The following is a 1,505-nucleotide window of genomic DNA, read 5'->3' on the forward strand; positions in this document are numbered from 1 at the left end:
GTGCCCGCGTTGTGCGTGGCGAACTGTGGAAAGATCGCGTCGGGCGCGTCCAGCAGGGCCTTGGCGCAGGCCAGGTAGCTCACGTCGGTGTGGTGCTTGTGGGTGAACACCGGGTAGGCGGGCAGGCCCTGTTCTTGCCCGCGCTTGATCTCGGCGTCCCAGTAGGCGCCCTTGACCAGGCGGCACATGAACTTGATCTTGTATTGCCGGGCCAGCGCCGCGATGTGCGCGATCAGCTCCACCGCACGGGTCTGGTAAGCCTGCATGGCCAGGCCCAGGCCTTCCCAGCGCGGGCAGTGTTCGGCCACCAGCGCGGCCAGGGCCTCGAACACGTCCAGCGAAAGTTCGAGCCGGTCCACCTCTTCGGCGTCGATGGTCAGGTTCAGGTTGGCCGCGGCCGCGGCGCGACACAGCGTCCACACGCGGGGCACCAGCTCGTTCATGACGCGCTCGTGTTGCGCGTCTTCGTAGCGCGGATGTAGGGCGCTGAGCTTGATCGAGATGCCGTCGTTCTGCGCCGGGTGGCGCGCCGGGTCGGCGCCCTGGGCGATGGCGGCGATGGCGTTTTCGTAGCTGACCTGGTAGCGCAGCGCGTCGGCCGCGGTGCGCGCGCCTTCGCCCAACATGTCGTAGCTGAACCAGAGCCCCCACGCTCCACCGCTGCGCGGGTCGCTGCCCCCCAAGGGGGCGTGTTCCGCCTTGGGGCGGCCCGGCGGCGGAACCTGGAGGTTGGCCTGCTTTTTGCGGGCCGCTGTCGCCTCCTTCATGCCCTCGCCGATGGTCTGGCCCAGCACGAATTGGCGGCCCAGCAGCTGCACCGCGCGCAGCGTGGCGGCCACCACGGTGCGCGCGCCGAGTTTGGCCATCAGGCCTGGCTCGTGGCCGGACTCGGGCAAGAAATGCTTGGACATGGCGATGGCCGTCGACGACAGGCGCGCCAGCGTCGAGTCGACCGCGCCGTCGAAGTCGGCGCGGCCCAGCTGGTCAGCGGTCAGCGCAATAGCGGTCTCGGCATCAGGAACGCGCAGCAGGGCCTCGGCCAGGCGCATCAGGGCCAAGCCCTCGGCGCTGGAGATCGGGTACTCCTTGAGCAGGCTTTCCATGGCCCAGAACGGCGGTGGGTTCTCGCGCACCGCGCGTACCCAGGGCGCGGCCACCTGGGCGACGGCCGCCCAATCCAGCGCACCCTGCAAGGCGGCCAGGCGCTGGGCCACGGTCTCGGCCTCGGGCCGGTAGGGGAAGGGCAGGCGGTCGGTGGTGCGGGGCATGGCGGGTCTCCTGAATGGGACAGAACAGTGAATGCCCGAAGTTTGAAGAAGCCATCGATGAATTTTTCGCTGATTTTTGGCTTCAAACCGGATAATTCACTAGACATGAGCGATATCACACCCGAACTCGACCGCATCGACCTGCGCATCCTGAACGTTCTGCAGGCCGACGGGCGCATCTCCAACCTCAAGCTGGCCGAGGCGATCGCGCTGTCGCCCACCGCCGTGCTGGCGCGC

Annotated in this window: 2 protein-coding genes; one reads left to right on the forward strand and one right to left on the reverse strand. The window is 68.3% G+C overall.

What is annotated here, in order from left to right; all coding sequences use genetic code 11:
• A partial coding sequence (locus tag ACR2JA_RS08570) for a proline dehydrogenase family protein (protein WP_434008673.1) occupies positions 1-1,268 on the reverse strand: 1,268 nt, incomplete at its 3' end.
• 105 nt (positions 1,269-1,373) lie between these two features.
• Here ACR2JA_RS08570 and ACR2JA_RS08575 point away from each other — a divergent pair.
• Positions 1,374-1,505: Lrp/AsnC family transcriptional regulator (locus ACR2JA_RS08575; protein WP_434008674.1), on the forward strand; the 132-nt coding region annotated here is incomplete at its 3' end.

Source organism: Hydrogenophaga sp., from assembly GCF_051007235.1.
Lineage (GTDB): Bacteria > Pseudomonadota > Gammaproteobacteria > Burkholderiales > Burkholderiaceae_C > Hydrogenophaga.